Origin of the sequence: Pedobacter sp. AW31-3R (assembly GCF_052180285.1) — a bacterium.
Lineage (GTDB): Bacteria > Bacteroidota > Bacteroidia > Sphingobacteriales > Sphingobacteriaceae > Pedobacter.
Genome location: NZ_CP197475.1, coordinates 6,305,437 through 6,331,209 on the forward strand (window position 1 = coordinate 6,305,437; position 25,773 = coordinate 6,331,209).

The following is a 25,773-nucleotide window of genomic DNA, read 5'->3' on the forward strand; positions in this document are numbered from 1 at the left end:
TTATGTTTCGATTGATCTTCATTTTTTGAATTGACCTTCCTCCTTAAAAAGTATACCTTAATCCCAGTTGCACCTGTGCCCTTGATCCATAATAGTCTATACTGTATGGCCTTCCGGGAAGGTTAAACTCATACACCGGGTAATTGCCTGCATTCTGTGCAGGAGGGAACAACGTTGGGGTAAGGCCCACACTTGATGTGGAATTGAATGTATTCGGAGAGAAATACTGGATTCCCCATTCCCTGCTGATCAGGTTGGTCAGGTTCACCACATCGGCAGTGAGGGTAATCAACTGTTTCCCTGTTTTGCTCAGGAACAGGTCATGGGAAAGATGCAGGTCAGCCTGTATGTTCCATGGCGTACGTCCTTTGTTGCGCTCGGTGAAGTTCCCCCTCCTGCTTTGCAGGTATTCATTGCCCTCCACATACGCGTTAAAGGCCGCAGCCTGCTGTGCAGCTGTACCATTTGCATTATCCTGGAAGAAACGGATGGCCTCATCCTGTGCAGGAATATAGGCGAGACTTACCTGTTGCGGCAATCCCTGAACACTGTTGTTCACAATTCCGTAAGTAAAAGGGCTGCCCGACTGCGCGCTGAAAAACAGCGACACATTTGTCTTTCCTGCTTTGGCCCAGGACTTATGGTAACTGAAAGTACTTACAATCCGGTTCCTGATATCAAAATTACTGTTGGCCAGTGCCGGGTTGTTCGGGATAAGCGACTGGTTCAACTGCCAGTTCGACTCCATCGAGTTCCTCACCCCATTGCTCAGGTCTTTCGACTGTCCGTAGGTATAGGACAGGGAGAACTGGAAGCGGTCGGCTATACTCTTATTCACGCTACCAGTCAAACTATAGCGGTAACCTTTACTCGTATTGCTCAATAAATAAATATTGGAGAAACGCTGATCTACCGTACCGCTGTAGATCGGCTGCTGATGCCCTTTGTCATAAGCATAATAACTAGGATTGTCCTGCACATTCAATTGCTGGAACAGCACATCCTTCAAACTCTTGGTATAAATCCCTTCCAGGGTAAATTTCCACTGGTTGGCTGTAGTATAATCTACGCCGATACTTGACCGCAATACTTGTGGCATCACGAAACCATTGTCAATCAAATCCACCTGGGTCTTGCCACTATTTGGATTGTTCAGCACTGCACCGTTCTGACCGATAAAGGTACCGATTCCGTCGGCTCCTCCCTGCAGCGGGTTGCTCCCCGGTACAAAAGGTTTCTGGTCTGCCTTCTGGTCAAAACCACCAAAGCTGTCGCCGGTATTGTAATACGCATAGGCCAGCCAGGCCATAGGGATACGCCCGGTAAACAGTCCGGCACCACCACGGATAACCAGGCTCTGGTCACCATTCCAGTCATACCTGAAACCAAGCCTTGGGGAGACCTGTACCTTGTTCAGGAACTTGTTCTCTATCCTGTTCAGGGGCGTATAGGTATAGGTACGGCCGAAGTTGGGATCTGCCAGTGCCGTTTGCACCTTTTCACTCAACTGCGGCATTTCCGGCAGATAAGCCATATCTGCCCTTAAGCCCGGGATCAGCTTTAACTTGTCAGACACCCTGATTTCATCCTGAAGGTACACACTGTACATATTCATGTCGAATGCTGCCGCAGGATTGTTCAGCAGGTAATCGCGGCTGTTGTTGCCATACGCATTGGCCCCACGTACGCGGTAAGGATTATTGTTGATATAATCTTCAATACTCAGGTAGTCTACCCTACCGTTCCAGGCATTTACAAAACCATAGGAGATATGGTAAAGCTCATTGTGCGTACCCAGGGTGAGGGTATGTTTACCTGTCGTATAGTTCAGGTTAGCGGTCAATTCCAACGTGCGCTGTTTCATATCAAAAATACTGGCTTCACGGTCCGTTCCCAGGTATATGGTCGTTCCCGGTGTACGTCCTGCAATCTGCACCTGTGGCAGGCTTGGATCACCCATCGGATCCCTGGAATCGTTCACCCTGGTATAACCCACCAGGAGATTGCCGGAAAGCTGGTTACTGAACCTGCTTTTCAGCTCCGCAACGGTAGAAGTCTGGTTGTTCTTTTGTACAAAGGCCATGCTGCTGAACCTGAAATCCTGCTGGTCGCGGTCCAGGTGTGAAGCTTCAGAAATGATGGTATTGTTGCGGATGGCCAGCTGATGTTTATCACTGATGTTCCAGTCCAGGCGGTTAAAGAATTTCAGCGATTTGGAATAGGTATTGAAATTACCCCCTGTACCGGCATCGATATGGTCGGCCGCAGTAATCGCATCTGCATCTGCGGCACTCAGGATATGGCTGGTCTCTGCCGATCCGGCCAGTAATTGCTGCGGGTCACGCCTGCGTGTGATCTCCTGATTGCTGAAAAAGAACAGCTTATCTTTGATGATCGGTAAACCGACACGGAAACCGCTTTGGTAATCATAAAAATCACTGTTCATCTTCCCCAGGCTACCGACACGGTCCTTCCCGGTCAGGGCTGCATTACGGCCAAAACCGTATACAGAGCCACTCAGGGTATTGGTACCGCTTTTGGTCACCGCATTCACGGAACCCCCGGTAAAGTTACCGATCTTCACGTCATAAGGAGCCAGGTAGACCTGCATATCCTCAATGGCATCCAGCGAGATTGGATTGGTACGGGTAGAACTTCCGGCCATGCCTGAAGTTCCCGACTGGCCGCCCAATGAAGGACTGAAACCGATCGCATCGTTATTGATAGCCCCGTCAATGGTCACATTGTTGTAACGGAAGTTGGTACCGCCGAAACTGTTGTCCTTGCTGGCCTGTGGCACCAAACGGGTAATATCGGTAATGCTGCGCGAAACGGTCGCCATGTTCTTCAGCTGGCTGGCGCTGATATTTTTCCCTGAACCATAATTACTGGCCTGAGCCCCTGCCCTGGTGGCCTTGATGGCCACTTCTGAGAGTTGCTGCGACTGGTCGGACAGCGCAAAATTCAGCGTCACCGAGGCGCCGAGCCGGATGGTAATGTCTTCTTTTTTATCCGTTTTCATACTCACCATTTTTGCCTCAATGCTGTAAGGCCCGCCGATACGCAGGTTGGGCAGGTAATACCTTCCTTTCTGGTCTGCAGCAGTAGCATATTTAGTCCCGGAGGGCTGGTGGATCGCAATAATGGCCGCGCCCGGCAAGGGTTGCCCCTGGGCATCCAGGACCGTACCGTTGAGTGTACCACTGGTTTCCTGTGCGCTGGCTGCAAAAGAGAAACACAACAGCAACAGGAAAATAATTGGTTTCAATATTTTATATAATGTCATTGCTCAAATCTTTTTTATTACTGTGTAATTTTTAAAACTGCATTAATGGAATGCAACACACCATTGCCGCTTAGCACATCCCGTTTTACCAAACCCACTGCCGAGGTATTACCCGTTCCCAGTAAGGTGATTCCCAGATAATCCCCCGCAACGGATGGATCAGGAATAAGGGTTATTCTTACCGAATTGCCATCCAGCATGGTTTGTTCACTGGAAGTAGTCGTTCCGGCAGAAAGCACATAGTCATAGATAAAGCGACGGTTAGGCACGATATGGTATTCCAGTAAGGTCTTCAGCATTTCCGGATCCATTACATTGATCGCTTCCACAGAAGAAAGTCCATAACTGGCCATGGCGGCATTCACCGGGGCGAACACGGTAAAAGAAAAATTGCCACGCAGGGTTTCCACCAAGCCGGAACGCTTCAGTGCCTGATTAAACAGGCTCAGGTTACGGTCAGCAGCGATAGACTCCGTGATCAGTTCATGCACATAAGGTTCAAGCACCCTGTTGGTCACCTGGATAATCCCGTTGGTCGCTTTAATGTTCTGGCTCAATACACGGGATCCGTTTAAGGTTAGAATTGTATCCTGATTTTTGATCCAGCGGGTAGCAAATAACTTTCCTCCATTGGAGGAGCGGATCTCCTGGTTAAAGAGAAAAGGAAGCTTATTCAACTCATAGGCACCCCTGAGGATATGGTAATTCACAATAGCCGAAACCCTTGAAGTCGGCGCCTGAAGAATGCTGACGGTGTTTGGAAAACCGGCCAGGCCAAAAGCCACATCTGAAGGGGCAATGACCGTAAAGGGGCCTTTCTCCAGCAGGAGGTTATTTAGTCCTGCATGTTTTATAGCCGTATTCAGAAGGGAAAGGTTAAAATTATCTGCAATCACCGCATTCACGGTACCGTTGGCACTTTCGGATTCAACCACATCTTTCTTACAGCCCTGCAAGCACAAGGCACAACCCAGCATCAGCAGTACAGAAAAAGCAGCTGTTATATTTTTTAAATGTTTCATTTTTCGATTATCTGGATCCGTTAACGGTTACATCAAACTTGAACTCTTTGGTAGGGATGAACTTGTCAATCACATGTATTGGTCCCATCAGGGTATTGATCTGTTCCACAACAGTTGCCGCAGGATGCGGAGATCCCTTGGCCTTCACCGTTACCCTTCCGCTGGCATCACGCCCAAATTCCAAAGGCATTACATAGGGGGGAAAGGAAAGTTCAGTCCCTGCAGTCACGTTAAATTCCGAGAGGTTCTCATTGGTAAAATCATTGATGTAAAATACCATTTGATTGTACCGCGGACTAACATTGGGATCTGTCGGAGCCAGAAGGACACCGAAACGGTTCAAGGCGAGAAGACTGTCTGCCGCATAGCCACCTACCACCTGGTACGTATCCCAATCAAGGTAGGGTACCGGGCGACTTCTGTTAAAAGCCTGCAGCGCTTCCAGATTTTCGAATCCTGCCTGATGGAAAACTTCATCTGTCGGAGCGAAGATCGTGGTCAGGTCCATATTCACATTGTCACCAAAATAATCTTCCTTCACTACCCATCCATTCTGAAAAGGAGCCCTTGGAAGGACACCATACGTATCATTTAACCAGTCGGCATCCATGGTTTCCAGCATTCCCAGGTACATTCCAAAACGTCCGTCCTGCTGTAAAGCAGCCAATATAGTTTTTGTGGGCCTGTGCAATACTTTATTTATCGGCCATAAAGTTCCGTTCTTTGCCATAACGGCTGGTAATTTTCCACTTTTTGCCCCATTGATCATCAGTTCACCATCCACAATACCCAGGTACTGCCTGTAGGCGTACTGGTCCGTGCGGTTTGCGATCTCAGTTGCAGGGAGCCTGAGGTTCATATTTTTTAACATGGAAATCCCGGGTGAACTGCCTGTTTTCCCGCTTACACTCCGGGGATCATAGGTACCGATCAGCGTATGGTACAACAGGATGCTGTCCAGCAATGCCGGCTCCATCGTGCTGACCGCGGCCAGTGTTAACCCATCCGCGATAAAGGCTTCATCGGTAGGCACCAGCAAAGTATGTGGCGTTTGCTTTCCCCCTGCAGTAACGATACGCTCCATATTGCTCCGTTGCCAGGCCGCTTTAAATATAGTATAGGAAGAAGCGTCCAGCACTTCTTTCAACAGGATGGTAATTTCTTCGTGAGGTATAGTTTCCCCTTCAGCAACCTGTTTAAATTCTTCCTTCCGGCAGGATGCCAATACGAATAAGAACAGGAAGAAGGTAAGTAATTTATGTATGTTCATCTTTCTACTGTTAGTTTTGTTTAAGTGCCTGGGCTGGTAAAACCAGAATCCCCTTCAGGTTATGGATCAGCCCGTTATCTGCCAGAATATCTATGCCCGACTGCAGGTTGCTACCGGAGATGGAGGATATCATTTCATAAGGGTAATTGGCAGCTGTATTCACTGTGACGTCATAACTAAAGTAACCGGCAGGAAAACTCCGCTGACTACTGATCATCATATGCCAGGAATCATTCTCCAGGGCTACATTGAAAGCAGTACTGCTAATGATATCCAATGCCCGGAAATCTGAAATAAACAGGTGCCTTTGCGGTAAAACATACACCCCAAACAACCGTTCTGCAGCATAAAGCGCAGGGTCAAGTGCCGCAATACCCTCCGTGGTTAAACCTGCATTTTCAAATTGCGTATTATCAGGTGCAAATACCGTAACCGGCCCTTCAGCAGCAAGCAGCTCCCAGAAACCAAATTTCTTTAATCCCGAAACCAGGATGCTGTATTTTGGCTGGCCCGACAGCCATGCCTGTACGGTATTTCCAGGAGTCGACTTCATGACCGCACTCAGCACGTGTAACACACCATTGGAAATGGTTACATCCTTCCTGTTCACCGAAGATCCATTGAAGTAGAGTTCATTGTCAGGAAAAGCACTGTTTCCCTTCCTGTAGCTGGCCAGCGTACAATAAACCTCTGTTCCTGCAAGTGTACGGTACCGCGTATCGACACTATTTTCAGGAATATTCTGCAGCAATAGGCGCTGGGTGATCACATGACGCTGTACCAGGTGTTTTAGGCTGTCCGGATTCATCTTGTCAAAATCTGCAGCCCTGGTAATGCCTATGTTTTTGAAAGCCGCATCATCCGGTGCCAGTACGGTAAACGAACCGGAAGCATTTAATGTGGAGGAAAGTCCTGATTTTTCTATCGCAGCAGCAAAAAGGCTGAGGTCATAGTTATTTTTAATAAAATCGGCCGCAGGCCTGAAATTTGCATTTTCCTTCTCTACCGTAAGTTCCTCATGTTTGCATGAATTGAAGAACGGCAGCAAACCTGCCAGAACCAGTAAGAAGAAAATATGAAATGATTTTTTACGTTTCATCTGTTTATATATTGTTCATCAGTGAATAGTTGTTTTTCATCGGTTATAAGGCTAGGATACCCTTAATAAACCGGCGGTGCATATTTCCTTTGCACTGTAGTGAGGTAAACATTTCCATTGACAATCTCAATGGTATTCACCGTGGCAAAAGATCGTGGGTTGTAGATTCCTGAATGAATATTTACAATCATATTTGGCAGGGTCGCTCCCTTATCATTACTCAGCCTGGTCTGCCCATTGAGCATACAGTTGATGGGTGCCCAGCTGTTATCATTATCCGAATCACTGATGGAATAAGGGATATTGGTAATGTCCATTCCCGGTGCCAGCAGGTCAAAACGCTGCCACATATCAGTGGTAATGCCTTCTGCATTCCCGTCGGCAAACAAAGGAAAACTGTAATACGGACTTACTTCCACGGCATCGGTATTTCTACTGAGTGTCCCCATCAGTAAGCGGGTATGCCCGGCTATGGTTATTCTCGACTCAGGTGCGCCCCTATAGAGGGTGTAAAATATATTCATCTGGTCTTTAATACCGTTGGCAATAAAGCCTTTCTCATTGTTCAGTCCATTCCCGGTCTTGGTGTAGTTATCAATCTGCCAGAAACCTTTTGAACTCATATTGTAAAAATTAACATAGACCTCAGAATCTGAAAGCGGGCGCTTATGGAAATCTTCCTGTCTCAGTAAAATTCCATTTTTCTTCGTTGCCACATCTTTTTGGAGCACATGCAGGGTGTACACTTCTTTACCATCCAAGACCAGGGTCGTATCAATCAGTACACTTTTCTTATACCTGTCTTCCAGGCTGAAGAAAGGAATGGTATTTTTAGGCCTGAACATAAACACGACACGGTGTTTCCCTGAAGGAATCTGTGCCCAGCTGCTCAGGTCAAATCCGTTTAGCACCGGGCCGACCAATACATTTTCACGACCGGGGTATTCCGGATTATTTAAAGATGTTCCGGTACCGACATGTGAGGGATATGGTGGGGCATAAGGTTCCCGCTGATCCAGGAAATCACCTTTGATGGCTGCACTCAGCGGCATTCCATCCTGATCCATTACCGGATCAATCAGCAGGGTTAAAAAAGGGATAGGTTCATCTTTATTGGTAATCCCTACTTCATAATTCAGGTTATTGAAAACCCTTAAATAAGCAGGGTCTTCAATTTTAGCGTAGTTTATTTTCTTACATCCTGCAACAAGAAACAGCAGTATAAGTCCACAAAATCCTACGTATTTTACTTTAAATGCTAGCATAGCTGTTTATTTATTGTGTTTCAAAACGATCATTCTTGCTTTCTGCGCTGCGGGTGCCGAGGCACTGGTATTACCGATCAGCGCGATGGTATAGATACCGGGTTCATGGTTTGGCAACTGGCCCCGCACATACAATTCCGGTCTGGCAATAAGGCTTTGACCGGTTAACACCGGAATTTCATCTGCCCATTCCCCGGGAACTATTGATGGCATAGAACGGTAGGCCAGGAACTTGTATGGATTACTGTCGCGGAAGATGCTGACATAAGGGTTCTGTATAGGAAAAAGACCTGGAACCAGGTTGCTTACCACAGCCGGATCAAAAGCATAGTTCGCGTTGAAATTCTGTCCGTTATCAGTTGTAAAAGTCAGATAAGGCATATCGCTCATGTTCAGAAAACGTACACTTACCGGGAATTTCTGCAAATACCCACTGTTCGTGGCGTCATCATCTCCGCCAATACCAAAAATTCCGCTAAGGTCATTGGCAACCACACTGATTTTTGCCTTTCCCGCAGCATCACGACAGATCCATAAACTCAGGTTCGTATGGGCTTCCAGTTTAAGTTGTACGGTAGCCAGCAGCTGTCCGGAGGCATCAACTGCATCGACCTTGTAATTCCCGGTGATCAGGGTTTGCTCTTCTGCATGCCCGCCATAAGGAATCTCAGTACCTGCCGCCTGTCCATTCAACAGCAATTTCACTTGGTTTACACCTGGCAGGGCATTGATGGCCTGCACTTTTGCATAGGTCATGTTCAATGGCTCTGCAATATCATTGAGGAGACGGAAACCATTTTGATAGGTATTTATCGTTTCTCCTATTTCACTTCCGGGATAAGGAATGGTGAAACGGTAAGGCGATACGACAATGGTATATACTCCACCAGGCGCATAAGTTTTCATGGGTGCATACGTCAGTCGGATGCTGGGCATCATACTTGTCCCGGAAGACTGATTGATTATCTGGGAAGTTTCCGCGGAGATGACCTCGTCAGATATGCCAGAGACTTCCGTTCCGGATTTGGAAAGCACTTTAAATTGTATAGTGCCATAGGGAACCTCAATGTATTCCGAAGCTTCACCGGGAGCAATATGGCTTGTTTTCCCGCTGACAGGAGTTCCATCGGCAAAAGCCAGGCTCATCGGCCCTAACAGATCTTCCTGATTTTGCATATGACCTACTTTTGCAGCGAGATTGATGATCCTGATTTTAAAGTTACCCGGATTTGCAGGGGCAGTAATATCCCGCTTAAATTGTACATAGTCCGGACCTCCGTCATTTTCCAGACCCATCGACTCCTCCGGCTGTGTGATGAAATAATCTGTAGGCTGGTTAACCTGCTCTTCTACGGAAAGGCTTGTTTTACTGTTAAAGCCCTGGAAAGATTTTTCTTCTATTAAGAGCGAGGCACGCCCCTGATTGAGCAGGTTCTGAGGAATATTCCAGATGGTACCCAGCCTCCCGTTATCGGGAAAGTATTCCGTTCCAGGATATTTACCTGACAGGGGATCATTGATGGTTCTGACCACATAATTGGTTAGTGTATCACCGTTTGCCTGTACCTGGTTAAAGCCACCCAGGTTGATAATCCTCAGGCTTGAATTACTACGGGTTTCAGTCACCGGACGGTTATCGGTAGTGATATCCAGTTTATCCTTCTTGCATGATGCAAGTACCAGTAGCATACCGCTAAAGGTAAGCAGCAGGCTATTTTTATAGTGTTTGATTGCTTTCATCATTAAAACAAATTATAAGTGAATCCCATCATAATTTCACTGCCACGTTTGTACGAGCGGTTCAGGTATTTGTTTTCATACCATACCCCACCCGTTCCAGGATTTGCATATACTGTTTCTATAGCTGGGTTAAGCAGGTTTTTCATATAACCTTTGAACAGCAGACGTTTGGTCAGGCGCTGACTGAATACGAAATCCAGCATCGGCACAGGACGGGTATAGAGGTCTGGCTCCCCGGTAAGGTTGATTTGTACCAATCGTTCTCCCACCATGTTAAAGGTTCCGGTCAAGCTGGTTCCTGATCTTTTGTTATCATAATTTAACCAGCCATTGATGGAATAGGGAGCCTGCTCAAATAAAGGACTGTTGTCCGGAGCATGGCGATCTATGGAGCGGTTCGCTTCCAGTCTTGCGGCCGATTTTTTAATGTCACTTTCCGCCAGCATCAGGTTGGTACCGATGAAGAAATTACGAAGCGGATCCAGTAAGCGCCCCAGGTCTTTCACAATCTCAATCTCCATTCCCCATACTTTACCAATATTCGGATCATTCTCAAACCTGATGGTCGGATATTCCGGATAGGTAGCGGCAAGACCGCTGGTTTGCAGGTTAAATACTTTATACAATTGGTTTTCTATTCTTTTACCAAACACGGATACGGCAATCACCTCCCCTGTATGCGGGAACCATTCCCAGCGAAAATCAAGATTCTGGGTAGATTGGTTAATTAAGTTCGGATTACCGACAACCAGTCCCATCTGAAAAGCATCAAATTCAAATACATTGGTAATTTCCCTCAATTCAGGCCTGGCCAGTGTGGTATTGTAACCTGCACGGAAATTCATGTTTTCCTTATAATTGTAGGTTGCATTTAAAGAGTAATAAGGTTTATACCCTACTTTATATACAGAGTTCGGGCTGGTTTGTGACAATGGAATTTTCACCCCTCCCGCACCCGGTGTAGTTAAACGCGGATCAAGGAATACATTTGCCGTATCTACTGCCGATTGGATATTGGTCGATTCAAAACGTACCCCGCCGGTCAGTCTCAGGTCTTTCGTTACCTTAAGGTCAAGCATGGCATATCCGGCTTTGGTTTCAAAGAAACCGGTATAGTTATTTGGGGATTTTTGACTGTTGTACAGGAAGCCTCCCACCGGTCCGGCACCTTCAGCACCACCCGCAACAGGCTGATGAATACCAATGATATCGGCACTCACCAATTTGTCCAGGTTACCATATACCTGGTACAAAGGACAAGCACCCTTTGAAGAAAAATTAGACCCTGGCAGAAACAATACATTCTCGGTAAATACACGGTCGCGGTTCAGGTAATTGATCCCCGTTTTAAATTCCTGTTTTTGTCCGAATAGCTTAAACGGAAGGGTGACATCTGCTTTATAGTTATAGTTTTCCTCTTCCAGGTTTCTGTAACGCCGGCCATTGGGCTCGGCCTGGATAATGCCGTAGGCACCAAAACCATTGACATAACCTGACGTTAATGCGTACAGGTGATCCGTATATACCCGTTCAGGTATAGTACTTATGGGGCCAATAACTGGTTTATCATAATAGGCACCGCCTCTTGGGGTATAATCGGCAAGGGTGACGAAACGGTAATCCGGATCATTCTGCCCAGCTCTGGATGAGGCCACATTATAGCTCAGTCTTGGGGAATATTCGGATTTCAGAAATTTATGCTCTCCCTGAAGGTTGAAGGTATTCAGTTTACGGTAAGACTGTCTCAAAGAGTAAATCGTGCTGTTCACCACTCCCGGTAATCCGGTATAATCATAACTTCCACGCATATGGGTAGCCATGGTTTCACCACCCCAGCTGCCCAGGTATTGCATACTGATTTCATGCTGCGGATTGAAACGATAGGTTAAGCCCAGCAGGGTTCCGTAGTTTAAGGTTTGTGTTCCTGTATTCTCTTTATAGGTTTGGTACCTGCCCATAAAAAGGCTGTTGGGGGTAATGTAGTTGGGAATATTTCGCGGACTGCTGATCTGAGGGTTTCCGGTGACTACCCCCTGATAAATACTATACTGCTGTACGTCACCATCTGTCACATCCGTAGTACGGCTGTAATAGTTGATCCCGGCAACCACCCCCAGTTTATGTTTCTTAAATAAGGTATAACTGTTACCGAAGTTGGCAGAATACAACTGGTTTAAAGGGGCTTGTTTATATCTCGTGGTCAGCACAGGATCAAAGCCCTGCATGATCCCGTTGATACGGTTCACTTCCTGTTTGACTTCCGGACTGTAACCGCTATTGGTAATCATGCTTTGGATCTGCGATAATCCGCCCCTGTATTGTGTAGCCAGGTTCAGGAAATCTTTAGACAGGTTTTTCTTGTTGATATTGCTGGCGAAAAAGCCCATATCACTGTTGTAAAAGCTATTGAACTGTCCTCCTACCCCAATATTGGAATTGAAACCAGACTGCATCACCACATTAAATACCATACTATCGGGTACTGATTTGGTTTTCAGTTCCACAATACCGGCAGCCGCATCGGCAGGTTTATCTGGTGATACAGTTTTATAAATTGTGATATTGTCCAGCAAGGCAGCAGGCACCAGGTCTAATGGAATAGAACTGCGATCAGGATCTGAAGAAGCGAGACGTACCCCATTCAGCTGTCCGATCACACTTCTGTCGCCCAAACCACGGATGGCCACATACTTATCATCGGTAACGGTGACACCAGATACCCGTTGTAAAGCCTGTGTAGTCGTAATACTTGCTGTACGTTCAATCTGAACTGCAGAAATAGCATCCTGTACAATGGCCGACTTCTTTCTTTCATCCAATACAGCGACTTCAGTGTTGGTCTTTCTCCTGGCCTGCACGGTGACTTCACCCAATTGTGTAGAAGAAGTTTTCAGGCTGATATTGATTTCTTTAGTACCGCCTTCTATCTTGATTTCCCGGGTTTGGTAACCGAGGTAAGAAATCACCAGTACGGCCCCTCCTTCAGGGACTACAATACGGTATTTTCCATTTACGTCCGTTGATACGGCAGCACCGCTGGACTTAATTTTCACACTCACCCCAATCAGGGTTTCTTTGGTTTTATCGTCGGTAATTGTTCCGGTAATCACAATAGGAACAGGTTTGGTATCCACCACGATATACCCTTCTATCAGTTTGTACTGTAATCCTGTATTGCTGAGCAGCCTTCTCATGGCTTCCCTCACGGTAATCTGGGGGTCAACTAAAGTAAAACTCTTTTTTACAGGCTTCATGGATTGCTCTCTCACAGAGAACTTAATATTACTTTCCCTGCTTATAATCGCTAAGCCTTGTGCTACAGTAACATTTTCCAGATGCAGGTTTATTTTTTGATCCAGGTCCTGACTCTTTACATTATTGGCCAATAGGATACTCATAAAAGTAAGCTGGGCCACAATGATAACAAAAGAGCATTTCATAATAAATTGAATTGAAGGATATTGATTTAATCCTTTTTGCATATTTTTGAGCATTACGGGTTAATTCGCTGCGAGGCGATGATCTGTTTGCTTAAACCGGCAGACGTCGAAATCACACGGTTTATGTATCTTAAATGAGTTCCCTGGCTTTTGGCAGGGAACTTTTTTTGTGTAAATAACTATTACATATACTTCCTTTCCCTCGTTGCGCTGTTAATGAATCGTGACCTGTTTATTGTTTATTTTATAATTGAAATGACCAGTGGCACCAAGTACCGTCATGATCTTACTTAAAGGAATATTGGCCTGCAAAGTAATCGAGATGACTTCACCGGCTTTGGCTTTGTTGCGGTAATTGATTTTTACATCGTACCATCTTTCCAGCTCAGCCGTAATATCTTTGAGCGGGCGTTGGTTGAAGACGAGCCTTCCATCTTTCCAGGCTTCTACATCTCCGATGGCTGCCGCAGCAAGCACAGGTGCACCTTCATTATAAATAACCTTTTGACCCGGAGTGAGTATAGCAAGTGATTTTTTATGGTTGCCCGCATAATCGTCTACCCTTACTTTTCCTGTAGCTACTGCCACGACAAGCGGATGGTTTTTGAAAGCTTCAATTTTAAAGGATGTTCCCAGTACCATCGTCTGTACACTCCGGGTATGAATAATGAAAGGTTGTTTCGGATTTTTTGTCACCTGAAAGAAGGCTTCTCCTTCAAGGCTGACTTCACGGTTCCCCGATTGGAATTGTTTGGGATAACGGAGGGTACTTCCTGCACCGAGGAAGACTTCAGAGTTATCGGGCAAGGTGATTTTGGAGCGGTGTCCGTACGGATTCGTCAGCTGCTGCATAGCGAACTGCTTTTGCTCAGGAGTTTTTTTAAACTGCAAAAGTTTGTATGCTGTAATGCTAAGAATAGTCAGGGCAAGTACTGCCGCATATTTCAGATAGCTGGAACGCCGCTGTAATAAGAGCGGTGTGATCGTATCTTTTTCCTGCACTGCTTTTTCTTCCGCAGCCGATAACCGGTCGTAAAAGTGTTGCAGTTTGATATTCAGCCTTTCCTGATCGGTATCTTTTTCCTGTGCTAAACCCGTCCAGTTTTCTGAAAGTACTTCATCAAACCAGGCCTGCGCACCGGGAAGCGACATCAGTCTTCTGATTTGCTCCAGTTCTTCCGCGGTACATTCTTCATGAATGTATTTGCGTATGAGTTGTTTATTTATGTTATCGCCTTGCATTCCAATTGTCGTTCAATAGGGAGAACACAATTTTTGAGGGGTACCACCTATGGATTGGAAAAAAAATAAAAAAAAAGATTGGAGCAGCTAAATCCGGGCTAAACAGGGAGATTGGGAGGAAATGGAAATTACCTACAATTGTTCATAACAACTAAAAGAAGAAAAGCGAGATAAAAAAGAGCAGTGTAAAATCGGCATGTTCCTTTAAATGTTTGCGGAAGAAGCTAAGTGAGGCCACCATATAGTTTTCAACAGTGTTTACAGAAAGGTCCATGTCTTTTGCAATTTCTGCATAAGTCATGTTTTCTTCCCTGCTCAGTTCATATACCCTGCGCCGTTGTGGGCTGAGCTGACTTTTTTTCTGATGGTACAGGTTTTCCAGTTCTTTGCGGTTCAGTTCCTGGTCTATGTTGTTATGGGTTAGACTGTGGTTATCCTGAACAAGCTCCAATGATACGGTTGGCAGTATTTTTTTCCGGTAATGATTGTAGATTGCATTTTTTACTGAACGGTAAAGGTAGGCTTTGAGGTCGTTCTCTATTTCAATCTCGCCTTTCTTTTTCCATAAACCCAGCATGACATCCATAACCAGTTCTTCAGCGATGAAGGAATCTTTCAGATTTTTTAAAGCGTACTGGTATAAAGAATCAAAGTACCGTTTGAAAAGGATATTATACGCTGAAGTGTTACCATTCCGGTATTTTTCAAGCAGTAAATTATCTGGCAGTTCGCTTATTCTGTTTGACATGTATGACCAAAGAAACTCTACGCAGCAAAAGTAGGCGTGTAAAAGGTTGCCTATATTAAGGTAATATTAAATTATGAAGAGGAGGAGGTAACAAAGCGGAACATACACGGGATGGCAGAGATCATCTTTCCCGGATATTCATTGTGCCGATTATTTCTGCAAATTAAGATTATAGTTTACATTTATATCTCATTTCACAATGAACAGCATGAATATAACCACAGGATTTAGTGTGAGATTAAAAATATGTTTTTTACTGACCTGGAGCTGCCTTTTCTGTCTTGTACCTGGTTTTTCCCAAACCAATATCGCCAATTACAAAGTATACCTCGCCACTTCGAACTATCGGGGAAGTGAGGTGATGATTATCCGGAAATTTGAACAAAACGGGACACCAAGTTATTTGTATGTAGACTTTAACACCCTAAAAAGTGGTATTTTACCCGTTTCCAAGCTGGCTGCAAAGCCTGGCAGCTGGTCTCAGGTCATGCATACATTTTCAGGCACTGCTTATGTCAGATCACTGGAGGAAGTTCAAGGACAATCCTTTTCCATGCAGAATGCCGGTATTATACATGGTTATCCGAAAGAAAAGGGAATCACGCTTACCATTGATCTTTGTCCTTCTCATAAACCACTGGACCGGGTAATCTTCAGTTCATTAATTAAGGAATTTAAGAAAATTGAAAAACCTGTACCCCTCGCTTTATCCGTTTCCGGCAGATTTATGCTTACGCATGGCGCTGACCTCAACTGGTTGAAAGGGCTGGAAAAATCTGGAGACCTCGAAATTACCTGGGTCAACCATACCTATAACCATCATTATAACCCCAATGTGCCATTACAGGACAATTTTCTGCTTGCTCCCGGAACGGATCTGGATTTCGAGATTCTGGGAACAGAGATCGCCATGCTGCAAAATGGGATGATGCCAGCTGTGTTTTTCCGTTTCCCCGGACTGGTATCGGATAACCGTATTGTTTCTAAGGTCACTGCTTATGGATTAATCCCGATTGGAAGCGATGCATGGCTGGCCAAAGGACAGGCTGCACAGGCTGGAAGCATCGTGCTGATCCATGGCAATGGCAATGAGCCTATCGGTGTGCAGGATTTCCTGAAGCTTTTGAAAAATGAACAACAACAGGTACAACAAAAACAATGGTTGCTGTATGACCTCAGAGAGAGTGTCGATAATGAATTTAAAGAATAGACAATGGCAAAGACAACTTCTCAGCATATCCTGAATACGGCAGCGAACCTTTTAGGGTTCTGTCTTTTTGTGATCACCTCACTACATATTGCAAACATGACAGAAAACCATCTCATAGATGAGTTTACTTCTGTGATTGCTGTACTTTTAACTTGTTCCTGCCTTTTCTCTTTCGCCTCTCTAAGAACTTCAGATCTGGAAAAAGAAAGAAAGCTGGAAACAATTGCGGACTACCTGTTCATCATCTCTCTCGTTGGCATTTTAATCATTATCCTGCTGATCACCTTGAATTTTCTTAAATAATAAATGTTTCAGAATCATCATCGGGGTATTTTATGCCTAAGAACTTTTTTATCTATATTGCAGTTAGCAAATAACCAAATATTTCAACCACCTGTATTTTACCTGAGTTGCAGTCATTGCGACCAGTTTAATGAGTTGGCCTGTAATTGCAGGTGATGCCTACCCTTGACGTTTGACCAATGAGATTTGCACTTACAATTTTACTTTTCATTTTATTGCCGTGGCCTGGTTTTGCAATAGATATATCGAACTACCGCTTTCATCCCATGCGGGAAACATCTTATCATGGAGGCATACACAGTATTACCAAAGACAGCATAGGAAGAATTTGGTTCAGTGGGTACGATGCCTTATTTGTGTATAACGGCAACTCCTTTACCCAAATGAACGATCTTGTTACCGTACATGCCCCAAGATCATACTGGAACTACGGACAAGTCATTACCGATCAATCCAAAAGATTATATGTGGCAACCAACCGCGGACTCTTACGCTTCAATTATCAGAAACAAACTTTCGAGCGGATTCTAAAAGGGAATATCGGAACAATTACCCTGGGAGATGATGGGGCGATCTGGTTAATTAGGGATAACCAGATCGAATCTTTCCAGCCCGACCGCCCGACTGTAGTCACGAAATATCCTCTAGCCTCGAAAGAGGTGATATCGGCATTGGTTTATACCAAAAATCAGATCTATGTTGCCGCAAAAGGAAAGGTATTCAAATTGAACAAAGAAAGCAGGCAATATAGTTTATTTGCTGACCTGGGAAATACCAGTTATGTGATCAGGGATTTATTGATCCACCAGGGTTCTACCTATATTCTCACCCATATGAATGGGTTATATGAATGTTCCAGTGACGGAAAAATAGTAAAACGGTATCATCTCCCGCTCAGGTACGGAAAAACCACCAGTACCAAAAGCCTGTACATTGATGCTTCCAACACGATCTGGGTAGCTACCCAATCCGGACTTTTCTTATTGGACCCGCTGACAAAAGCAACGCATCTGCTCCGGTCAAATCTTCATTACCCCTATTCCCTCCCGAATAATTCAGTATGGTCCATTTATCCCGATCCCGACGGAGGGATATGGATCGGCACCTTTGGAGGGAAATTGGCCTACATGAGTTTCTTCGACAATGATGTCAACTATTTCAAACCCAGTTTAGGCGGGCTGAATCACCCTATTGTGAGTTGCTTTGAAGAAGATGATAAAGGCAATTTGTGGATTGGTACCGAAGGCGGAGGCTTAAATTATTGGGACAGAAAGACCGATCATTTTTCCTATTATACCCAGGACAATAAGATAGGCATTACCTCAAACATGATCAAAGCCCTGCATTATGATAAAGAAAAAGACATACTGCAGGTATCCACATTCAACGGGGGAATGGAACAGTTTGACAGCAGGCGCCAGCATTTTGTCGACCTGCAGATGTACCACCCTGTGACCTCAGAGCAGCTCAGCATTTACGATTTCGCCATGGAAGCTGAATCCGGGATCTGGATGACGAATCCTGATTCGGAACTGATTTACAAGGATAAGAAAAAAGGAACGACAGAAATTGTTGCCTTTTATGATGCCAAAGGTCATGTGGTCAGGATGCAAATTGAAACCTTATTCCGCGATAAAGGGGACAATTTATGGCTGATTACGCATAACGGCTTATACATTGTAAATGTCAAGACCCGGCGAATTGTTAAACATTATTATATTCCCAATGCCCCATATGCGGTAAATAATCTCTGCTCCTATTACATCACATCAGATGCAGATGTTTGGCTGGGTACACGTGGCGGTGGGGTGAACAGGCTGGATAAGGACGGAAACTACGTCAACTTTGCTGAAAAAGAAGGTTTACTGGGGAAAACTGTTTTCGGTATCCTGGAAGATGACCGTTCAAAGGACCTGTGGTTCAGCACCAATGACGGATTGTATGCTTACGACGATAAAGACAGGAAAATCAATAAGTTTCCCCTCGATATCCCGAGTCTTTGCGGAACTTTTTATGTGCGGTCCTGCTTTAAAACCGCAAAGGGCGAAATGCTGTTTGGCGGAACGAATGGATTTATCATGTTCACCCCGGGCAGGATCAAACAAAACAATCAGAAACCAAAAGTCTTCTTTACCGACCTGTTGATTAATAACAAGAAGGTGATTCCGGGCGACAAAGATTCCCCGCTGCCACAGGAAATAGCGACTTTTTCTTATACAAAAGAGAACAACAACAGGATTGTACTTTCCCATGAACAAGCAAATATAGAAATCAGGGTTTCTGCAAACAGCTACCTGCAGGCCGGAAAAAATCAGTTTGCCTACAAGATGGTTGGCCTCTCGGACAAATGGTATACCCTGCCCGAAGGGCAGAATTCCGTGCAGTTCTTTAATCTGCCTGCCGGAAACTATATCTTCAAAGTCAGGGCAGCCAATAATGATGGTCTTTGGGGTAATGAGGTTTCTTCCCTGTACTTCCAAATCAACCCTTCTCCATTTTTCTCGGTCTGGGCATACATGGTGTACACCATCCTGGCGATGGGTATTGTGTACTTCATCTGGCGGTATTTTACAAATAAAAAAATATTCGAACACCGGCTTGAAATGGAACAGCTGAAAGAGCAGAACCTGAAAAAACTGAGTCAGGCAAGGATTAACTTCTTTACCCATATTTCACACGACCTGAAAACACCCCTTACCCTGGTGGTTGATCCCCTGAAACAACTGAAAGAACTGTTACCCGAACACAAATCGGCCAATGCGAATGCCTATGTCATGCTGATTGAAAAAAATGTGAACCGGATTCAACGCATGATCAGTCAGCTGCTCCAGTTCAGGGAAATAGAGAGCCAGAAAATCACACTCAACCAACAACCCGGTGAATTGATCCAGTATATCAACGACATCTTTTCCTTATTTGATTTGTATGCCGGCAAAAAAGACATAGAAACGGAGATCCATAGCGGAATTGAAAGCTTTTATTCCAAGTTTGATCACGATGTAATTGAAAAGATTTTCACCAACCTGTTCTCTAACGCGATAAAGTATACGACTGAAAATGGATATGTGGGGGTAAAAATCAGGGAAAGCAGTCTGGAAGAGCTTGCCACGCTGGGACTGCCGGCAAAGAGCAATACCACCTATCTCTCTTTTGCGGTCACCAATACCGGGACGGAGATTCCCGATGATAAGAAAGAGCTGATCTTTGAATCTTTCAAGCGTTTAAAATCTGGTGAACTGGCTTTTGAAAAGAGTACTGGGCTGGGATTAACAATTGTGAAAGAACTGGTGACCTATCTGGAAGGAAGGGTGACTTTACAGTCAGGGGATTCGAAAGTGACTTTTACTGTCGTCCTGCCCTTTAGTGTAAATGCCGGGAAAACGGACAATAATGCAGGCACCTACAAGTACACCATTTCCGAGATCGACAATATTTTCACGGAATCAGAAGAGATGAATCTGCGCGATAAAAGGAGCCGTAAAGCAAATAGCATTGTGGTGATTGAAGATGATGCCAGTCTGCGAGCTTACATGGAACAACGCTTGTCAGAACATTACAATATCTATACGGCTACGAATGGCAATGAGGGCATCGCCAAAACAGAAAAAGTATTTCCGCAGGTGGTAATTACAGATATCATGATGCCGGAAGCCGATGGATTTGAGGTGTGCCGGAAACTGCGTTCCAATATCAAAACGAGCCATATCCCAATTGTGGTGCTCTCTGCACTGGGCAAGAATACGGAAAACAAGATCAAGGCACTGGAAAGCGGCGCCAATGTGTTTATCGATAAGCCGATAGATATGGATTACCTGTTGAAGCAGGTAGGCAACCTAATCAAAAACCAGAATGAGCTGAAGGAATCGTACAGCAAGAAATTTATTGCTGAGCCTTCTAAAGTCACGACTTCTTCAGCCGATGAAGCCCTGCTGAAAAAGGCCATGGAACTGATTGAGAAGAACATCAGCAATATCGATTATAATGTCGAATCTTTCGTATCGGATATGGGAATAGGGCGCACGCTCCTGTACCAGAAAACCAATCACATCCTCGGCATGTCGATCAAAGAATTTTTAATGGATATCCGGCTTAAACGCGGCGCACAATTGTTAAAAGAATCTGACCTTACCGTGTCCGAGATCTCCTATTTAATCGGCTTCAATAACCCCAAACATTTCAGTATTTGTTTCAAAAAACAATTTGATATTACACCGACCGACTTCAGAAAGAAACCTTAAAGCCTCATTTTGACGCAATAAACCGGGAATTTCTGCGGAGTGTACAAAACAGAACCATTTCTGTACAAACGAATACCCTCATGAAATCGCCTTGTTCTACTTTTGTGTAAGGCCAAAGTACCACTCTCGCTTTGGCCCATGAACGAGAGTACTTTTTAAGATTAACCAAATAATAAACCAAAACTAAATGATGATAGAAATTCGCACAAGGCTGAAGGGCTTTCTGGTGCCTCTAGCTTTGCTCCTGTTGTCGGCAAACCCGATATATGCACAACAGGATCTGATTAAAATTACAGGAAAAGTAATTGATAAAAGTGGAGAAACCCTGATCGGGGTGACCGTTCGTGTAAAAGGCAAAGCTGGCGGAACGGTAACCAATCAGGATGGAAATTATACCTTACAGGCTCCCCCCGCTTCAACACTGGTCTTTTCCTATGTCGGGTATACCGATCAGGAAGTTAAAGTGAGCCCTTCCGGAGTGGTCAATGTAACCATGAGTGGCGATAAATCACTCGAAGAAGTGGTCGTGGTGGGCTATGGTACCGTACGCAAGAAAGACCTCACCGGAGGTTTGGCTGTTGTGGGGAAGGAGAAGCTGAATATGGTTTCTACCAATAACCTGATGGACAGGCTGGCGGGACAAGTGGCGGGATTTAGTGTTTCCACTTCCAATGCCGCTCCGGGACAGGATCAAACCCTTCTTATCCGTGGTGAAAATTCCATATCAGCCAACAATTCCCCATTAATTATCCTTGACGGTATTCCATATAGCGGTTCCCTGGTAGACCTCGATCCGAATATCATAGATAACCTTACCGTACTGAAAGACGCTTCTGCAGTGGCGATCTATGGGTCGCGCGGATCCAACGGGGTGATCCTCATCCAGACCAAAAGAGGATCCACCGGAAAACCACAGGTGGGGTATAAGGCCCAGCTGGGTGTAGCGGAACCCATGCAATGGATTGAGGTCATGGGGCCCAATGAGTATATACGCCTGCAGCAGGACATCGGCCGTTTGAGGGAAAGCTATTCAGGAGACCAGCTTGACCCAATTGCCGGAAGCATCATCAGTTTAACAGAACGTAAGAATTACATCAATGGGGTGACCAACAACTGGCAGGATTACATTTTCCAGAGAGGCTTTACAATGGACCACCAGGTTACGGTGTCGGGAGGTACGGAGCATACGAAATACATGGCTGCTGCTGCCCACCTGGATCAGGATGGCGTGGTATACAATACCAAATTATCCCGTACCAATATTTCACTGAACATTGACCAGGAGTTTAACAACTGGCTGACGACCGGTATAGGAACCCAGTTTGTACAAAAAGAAAATGGTGGTGTGGCACCAAATATCGAACATGCCATTAAACAGAGTCCATTCGGACAGTATAAAGATGATTCAGGATATTATGTGGCCGAGCCTATGGAGTATTCGCTGATTACCAACCCAATGCTGAATGTGAATGCCGACCAGGCACGAACTGACCGCAACTTTTTCCTCAGCGCCTATGCGAATATCCTGCTGCCGGTTAAAGGTTTGTCCTTCCGTTCCAATTACGGATACAATTACCGGAACAGCTTTATCGGTACCTATTATGGCCGGGATACCTTTGAAGGCCGAGAACAAGGGGGACAAGTTGGCGGAAAAGCAAGTATCAGTAATGGCCAGTACTCAGATTATACCTTTGAAAATATCCTCAAGTATGAACGTGAAATCGGTAACCACCGCTTCGACGCTACCGGATTGTTCAGTATGCAGGAGACTAAAAACGTGACTTCTGCACAGAGCGGAGCCGGTTTTGTAACCGATGATACCAGTTATTACATGATGGGCAGTGCGGAACGTAACCAGGTGATTGCTTCAGGGCTGTCCGAGACGAGTATGCTGTCTTACATGTTCCGTTTAAATTATGCCTACAAAGGTAAATATATAGCCACTTTAACGGGCCGGACAGATGGTGCCTCTGTGTTTGGGATCAACAATAAATATGCGTTTTTCCCTTCTGCCGCCTTTGCCTGGAATATCGCAGAAGAGGGTTTTATCAAACAAAAGGTGAACTGGCTGGATCAGCTGAAATTGCGCCTTTCCTATGGTGTAAATGGCAATCAGGCCATTAGTCCGTATCAGACACTGGACCGCCTGTATTCAAAAGTGAAGTATGTATGGGGAGACGGTGGCTCGGCCATCAATACCGCTTACCTGGCTGGCGACGGAATCGGCAATCCTAACCTGAAATGGGAAACAACCTATACCGCAAATGTTGGACTGGATTTTCAATTGTTCAACAACCGTCTTGGCGGAAGTATTGATATGTATCTGTCCAATACCCACGACCTGCTGATGCTGCGTACAGTACCGATCATGAATGGTTACAGTAAAATCTGGGACAATGTTGGCCAGACCCGCAACAAAGGGATTGAGATTACACTGAATTCCGTGAATATGGAACGTAAAGATTTCAGGTGGACTTCCAGTCTCAATTTCTCCCTGAACCGCGATAAGATCATTGACCTGCGCGGAGACAAAATTGATGACATTACGAATAAATGGTTTATAGGCCGCCCCTTAAGGGTTTATCATGATTACCATATGGTGGGCATCTGGCAAAAGGGCGATAACTATTTTACGACGGATGCCAATGGAAATGAACGGGAAATTCAAACCGGGGCCGCTCCGGGATCGGCTAAACTGGAGGACGTGGACGGCAATGGGTATATCGATGCCAACGACAAGAAAATTATCGGCTCCAGAATGCCAAGTTTCGCGGCTTCTATGGGTAACCGGCTTACCTATAAAGATTTCTATTTCTCCTTTCTGTTTAACGGGGTATTTGGGGTCTGGCGCGAGGACAATCTGGCCAATATAGGTTCATGGACCTATGGGATAACAAACTATGTACATGGCGCAGATTATTGGACACCAGAGCATCCGGATGCTGAAATCGTTTCTCCGGGTTATCTCAATAATTACGGACACGGCTATTACAAAAAGCTTTCTTATGTACAGCTCAAGAATGTGACCCTGGGTTACAGAATGGGTTCAAAGATTGCCGGCAAGATAGGTTTGAACTCAATTGACCTCAACCTGAGCGTCAATAATGTACATACTTTCTCCAATGTGCGGCAGCTGCTTAACTACGATAACAGCTGGATGGCCTCTTATCCTACCGCCCGTTCCTATATGCTGGGATTGAATTTAACTTTCTAATTGAACAGAACATGAAGACTAAAAATATAACAAGAGCAGTGCTGATGATCATGTTCATCACCACTGTAAGCGGATGTAAACGTTTTCTGGATGAAGACCTGAAATCGCAGCTGGCTCCCACCAATACCTTTACAAGTACCTATGGATTTGAGGTAGGTACTGCCGGACTGTATGCGCTTACCCGATCGGAATACAATACCTTTGGTGAAGAGGGCGCATTTTTACACAATGGTGCCACACCTTATGAGGTGTTACAGGCGGCGACTGATATTGTGGAAGTGATCAATAGTGATGCTTCACTCACCGCATTTGCCCAGTTGACACTGACTCCTGACGAACGTTTTGTAGCCTCGTACTGGAACTGGGCCTATGGCTTGATCTCCTCGGCAAATGAGGTCCTGATCTTTGCCGACAAGAACAACAATTGGGATAAGCCGACAGATAAGGCCCGTTTTCAGGCCGAAGCACGCTTTTTCAGGGCTTATGCTTACCGTACTCTCACCTATCTCTATGGTGATGTCCCTTATGTGGAAACCATTTTATATGATTTCAAGCTTGATTTTACCCGTACTCCTAAAGCCGAAGTGCTCGCACACATTGTAGATGACCTGAAGTTTGCTACAGAAAACCTTCCTGAAAGTCCGGACCAGGTGAAAGATGGAAAACTGACCAAATGGGCCGCCTTCCATTTATTGAGCGAAATGTACCTGATGCAGGGAGATTTTGCAGCGGCAGAACAAGCTGCCTTGGCCGTGATCAATAGTGGTTATTACGGCCTGATGAAAACACGTTACGGTGCAGCGAAGGATAAACCCGGCGATGTGTTCAGCGATCTGTTTATTGAGAATAACCAGAACAGACTGAAGAATGGCAACAGGGAGAGTATCTGGGTATTGCAGTTTGATTTTAACACTGTTGGAGGAGGGGTGAATTCAGATGACTGGACACGCAGGGCCTGGAGTCCGAAATATGCGGAAATAGCGGGATTTGTTCTGGCCGATAGTTTAGGTGGCCGCGGTCTGGCACAGATTGTTCCGATGAAATGGTGGATTGGTACCAATGGCACGAATGCGACCGGCAATGTACCCGGTATTTTTGATGCCACGGATATCCGTAATTCCAATTACAACATCAAGCGCAACTGGTATTACAACAATGTGAATGATGCTTCGCTGTATGGCAAAAAGTCGAATATCACCGAACAAACCTGGTTCTCTACCAAATCGTTATTCCCGGCACTGACCAAGTTTTTCTATGGACGTATAGAAAACCTGAGTCTCACCGGAAGCTATAGGGACCGTATGAAATTCCGCCTCGCAGAAACCTATCTGCTGCTTGCGGAAGCCTACCTGGGCCAGGGCAACCCTTCAAAAGCAGCTGATGCCGTAAATGAGGTACGCAGACGTGCAGGGGCACAGGTGATTGGTGCGGAGGCCATGACGATGGACTTCCTGCTGGATGAACGCATCAGGGAACTGGTAGGTGAGGAAAGTCGCCGCTTTACCCTGATACGGACGAAAAAACTGGTGGAAAGGGTGAAGACCTATAATACGGGGCTGAAGGATAAAATCAGGGATTTTCATGCTTTATGGCCTATCCCACAAGCCATCATTGATGCCAACCGGGATGCCGAATTCCCTCAGAATCCTGGATACGGTAAATAATCATTTTATGAAACTTAACATATGAAAAGGGT

14 protein-coding genes are annotated in these 25,773 nt (G+C 45.3%); 5 read left to right on the forward strand and 9 right to left on the reverse strand.

The window, feature by feature from the left end; genetic code table 11:
- Window positions 1–43: 43 nt before the first annotated feature.
- The 9 genes from ACSBL2_RS25750 to ACSBL2_RS25790 all read right to left on the reverse strand — a co-directional run bounded on the left by ACSBL2_RS25750 (window position 44) and on the right by ACSBL2_RS25790 (window position 15,112).
- Window positions 44–3,286 (reverse strand): TonB-dependent receptor, encoded by a 3,243-nt coding sequence (locus ACSBL2_RS25750; protein ID WP_442589431.1) that lies wholly within the window; start codon window positions 3,284–3,286, stop codon window positions 44–46.
- A gap of 17 nt (window positions 3,287–3,303) precedes the next feature.
- The gene (locus ACSBL2_RS25755; RefSeq protein ID WP_442589432.1) at window positions 3,304–4,308 is read right to left on the reverse strand and encodes a fasciclin domain-containing protein; all 1,005 of its coding nucleotides are present in this window, start codon (window positions 4,306–4,308) and stop codon (window positions 3,304–3,306) included.
- Window positions 4,309–4,315: 7 nt separating this feature from the next.
- Window positions 4,316–5,578: a fasciclin domain-containing protein gene (locus tag ACSBL2_RS25760; protein ID WP_442589433.1), complete on the reverse strand. Its 1,263-nt coding sequence runs from the start codon at window positions 5,576–5,578 to the stop codon at window positions 4,316–4,318.
- 10 nt (window positions 5,579–5,588) lie between these two features.
- Window positions 5,589–6,677 carry a fasciclin domain-containing protein gene (locus tag ACSBL2_RS25765; protein WP_442589434.1) on the reverse strand — a complete coding sequence of 363 codons (1,089 nt, stop codon included), beginning with the start codon at window positions 6,675–6,677 and terminating at the stop codon, window positions 5,589–5,591.
- Between the two features lie 62 nt (window positions 6,678–6,739).
- Window positions 6,740–7,942, reverse strand: coding sequence for a hypothetical protein (locus ACSBL2_RS25770; RefSeq protein ID WP_442589435.1), 1,203 nt, complete (start codon window positions 7,940–7,942; stop codon window positions 6,740–6,742).
- A gap of 6 nt (window positions 7,943–7,948) precedes the next feature.
- Window positions 7,949–9,685 (reverse strand): DUF4397 domain-containing protein, encoded by a 1,737-nt coding sequence (locus ACSBL2_RS25775; protein ID WP_442589436.1) that lies wholly within the window; start codon window positions 9,683–9,685, stop codon window positions 7,949–7,951.
- A complete protein-coding gene (locus tag ACSBL2_RS25780; protein WP_442589437.1) occupies window positions 9,685–13,122 on the reverse strand; it encodes a TonB-dependent receptor domain-containing protein in 3,438 nt (1,145 codons plus the stop codon). The genes ACSBL2_RS25775 and ACSBL2_RS25780 overlap by 1 nt, the downstream gene beginning before the upstream one ends.
- 213 nt (window positions 13,123–13,335) lie before the next feature.
- Window positions 13,336–14,364 (reverse strand): FecR family protein, encoded by a 1,029-nt coding sequence (locus ACSBL2_RS25785; protein ID WP_442589438.1) that lies wholly within the window; start codon window positions 14,362–14,364, stop codon window positions 13,336–13,338.
- Window positions 14,365–14,515: 151 nt separating this feature from the next.
- Window positions 14,516–15,112 (reverse strand): RNA polymerase sigma-70 factor, encoded by a 597-nt coding sequence (locus ACSBL2_RS25790; RefSeq protein WP_442589439.1) that lies wholly within the window; start codon window positions 15,110–15,112, stop codon window positions 14,516–14,518.
- Window positions 15,113–15,320: 208 nt separating this feature from the next.
- Between ACSBL2_RS25790 and ACSBL2_RS25795 the strand changes: the two genes are divergently transcribed.
- From ACSBL2_RS25795 to ACSBL2_RS25815, 5 genes are all read left to right on the forward strand, one after another.
- Window positions 15,321–16,322 carry a polysaccharide deacetylase family protein gene (locus tag ACSBL2_RS25795; protein ID WP_442589440.1) on the forward strand — a complete coding sequence of 334 codons (1,002 nt, stop codon included), beginning with the start codon at window positions 15,321–15,323 and terminating at the stop codon, window positions 16,320–16,322.
- A 3-nt stretch (window positions 16,323–16,325) separates the two neighbouring features.
- A complete protein-coding gene (locus ACSBL2_RS25800) occupies window positions 16,326–16,625 on the forward strand; it encodes a hypothetical protein (protein ID WP_442589441.1) in 300 nt (99 codons plus the stop codon).
- A 179-nt stretch (window positions 16,626–16,804) separates the two neighbouring features.
- Window positions 16,805–20,863: a hybrid sensor histidine kinase/response regulator transcription factor gene (locus ACSBL2_RS25805; RefSeq protein WP_442589442.1), complete on the forward strand. Its 4,059-nt coding sequence runs from the start codon at window positions 16,805–16,807 to the stop codon at window positions 20,861–20,863.
- Between the two features lie 187 nt (window positions 20,864–21,050).
- A complete protein-coding gene (locus ACSBL2_RS25810; RefSeq protein ID WP_442589443.1) occupies window positions 21,051–24,077 on the forward strand; it encodes a SusC/RagA family TonB-linked outer membrane protein in 3,027 nt (1,008 codons plus the stop codon).
- Window positions 24,078–24,088: 11 nt separating this feature from the next.
- Window positions 24,089–25,741: a RagB/SusD family nutrient uptake outer membrane protein gene (locus ACSBL2_RS25815; RefSeq protein ID WP_442589444.1), complete on the forward strand. Its 1,653-nt coding sequence runs from the start codon at window positions 24,089–24,091 to the stop codon at window positions 25,739–25,741.
- Window positions 25,742–25,773 lie beyond the last annotated feature (32 nt).

Bases quoted from the DNA above. Each gene is read 5' to 3' on its own strand.
- ACSBL2_RS25750 (WP_442589431.1), bottom strand. From the start codon at position 3,286: ATGACATTATATAAAATATTGAAACCAATTATTTTCCTGTTGCTGTTG.
- ACSBL2_RS25755 (WP_442589432.1), bottom strand. From the start codon at position 4,308: ATGAAACATTTAAAAAATATAACAGCTGCTTTTTCTGTACTGCTGATG.
- ACSBL2_RS25760 (WP_442589433.1), bottom strand. From the start codon at position 5,578: ATGAACATACATAAATTACTTACCTTCTTCCTGTTCTTATTCGTATTG.
- ACSBL2_RS25765 (WP_442589434.1), bottom strand. From the start codon at position 6,677: ATGAAACGTAAAAAATCATTTCATATTTTCTTCTTACTGGTTCTGGCA.
- ACSBL2_RS25770 (WP_442589435.1), bottom strand. From the start codon at position 7,942: ATGCTAGCATTTAAAGTAAAATACGTAGGATTTTGTGGACTTATACTG.
- ACSBL2_RS25775 (WP_442589436.1), bottom strand. From the start codon at position 9,685: ATGATGAAAGCAATCAAACACTATAAAAATAGCCTGCTGCTTACCTTT.
- ACSBL2_RS25780 (WP_442589437.1), bottom strand. From the start codon at position 13,122: ATGAAATGCTCTTTTGTTATCATTGTGGCCCAGCTTACTTTTATGAGT.
- ACSBL2_RS25785 (WP_442589438.1), bottom strand. From the start codon at position 14,364: ATGCAAGGCGATAACATAAATAAACAACTCATACGCAAATACATTCAT.
- ACSBL2_RS25790 (WP_442589439.1), bottom strand. From the start codon at position 15,112: ATGTCAAACAGAATAAGCGAACTGCCAGATAATTTACTGCTTGAAAAA.
- ACSBL2_RS25795 (WP_442589440.1), top strand. From the start codon at position 15,321: ATGAATATAACCACAGGATTTAGTGTGAGATTAAAAATATGTTTTTTA.
- ACSBL2_RS25800 (WP_442589441.1), top strand. From the start codon at position 16,326: ATGGCAAAGACAACTTCTCAGCATATCCTGAATACGGCAGCGAACCTT.
- ACSBL2_RS25805 (WP_442589442.1), top strand. From the start codon at position 16,805: ATGAGATTTGCACTTACAATTTTACTTTTCATTTTATTGCCGTGGCCT.
- ACSBL2_RS25810 (WP_442589443.1), top strand. From the start codon at position 21,051: ATGATGATAGAAATTCGCACAAGGCTGAAGGGCTTTCTGGTGCCTCTA.
- ACSBL2_RS25815 (WP_442589444.1), top strand. From the start codon at position 24,089: ATGAAGACTAAAAATATAACAAGAGCAGTGCTGATGATCATGTTCATC.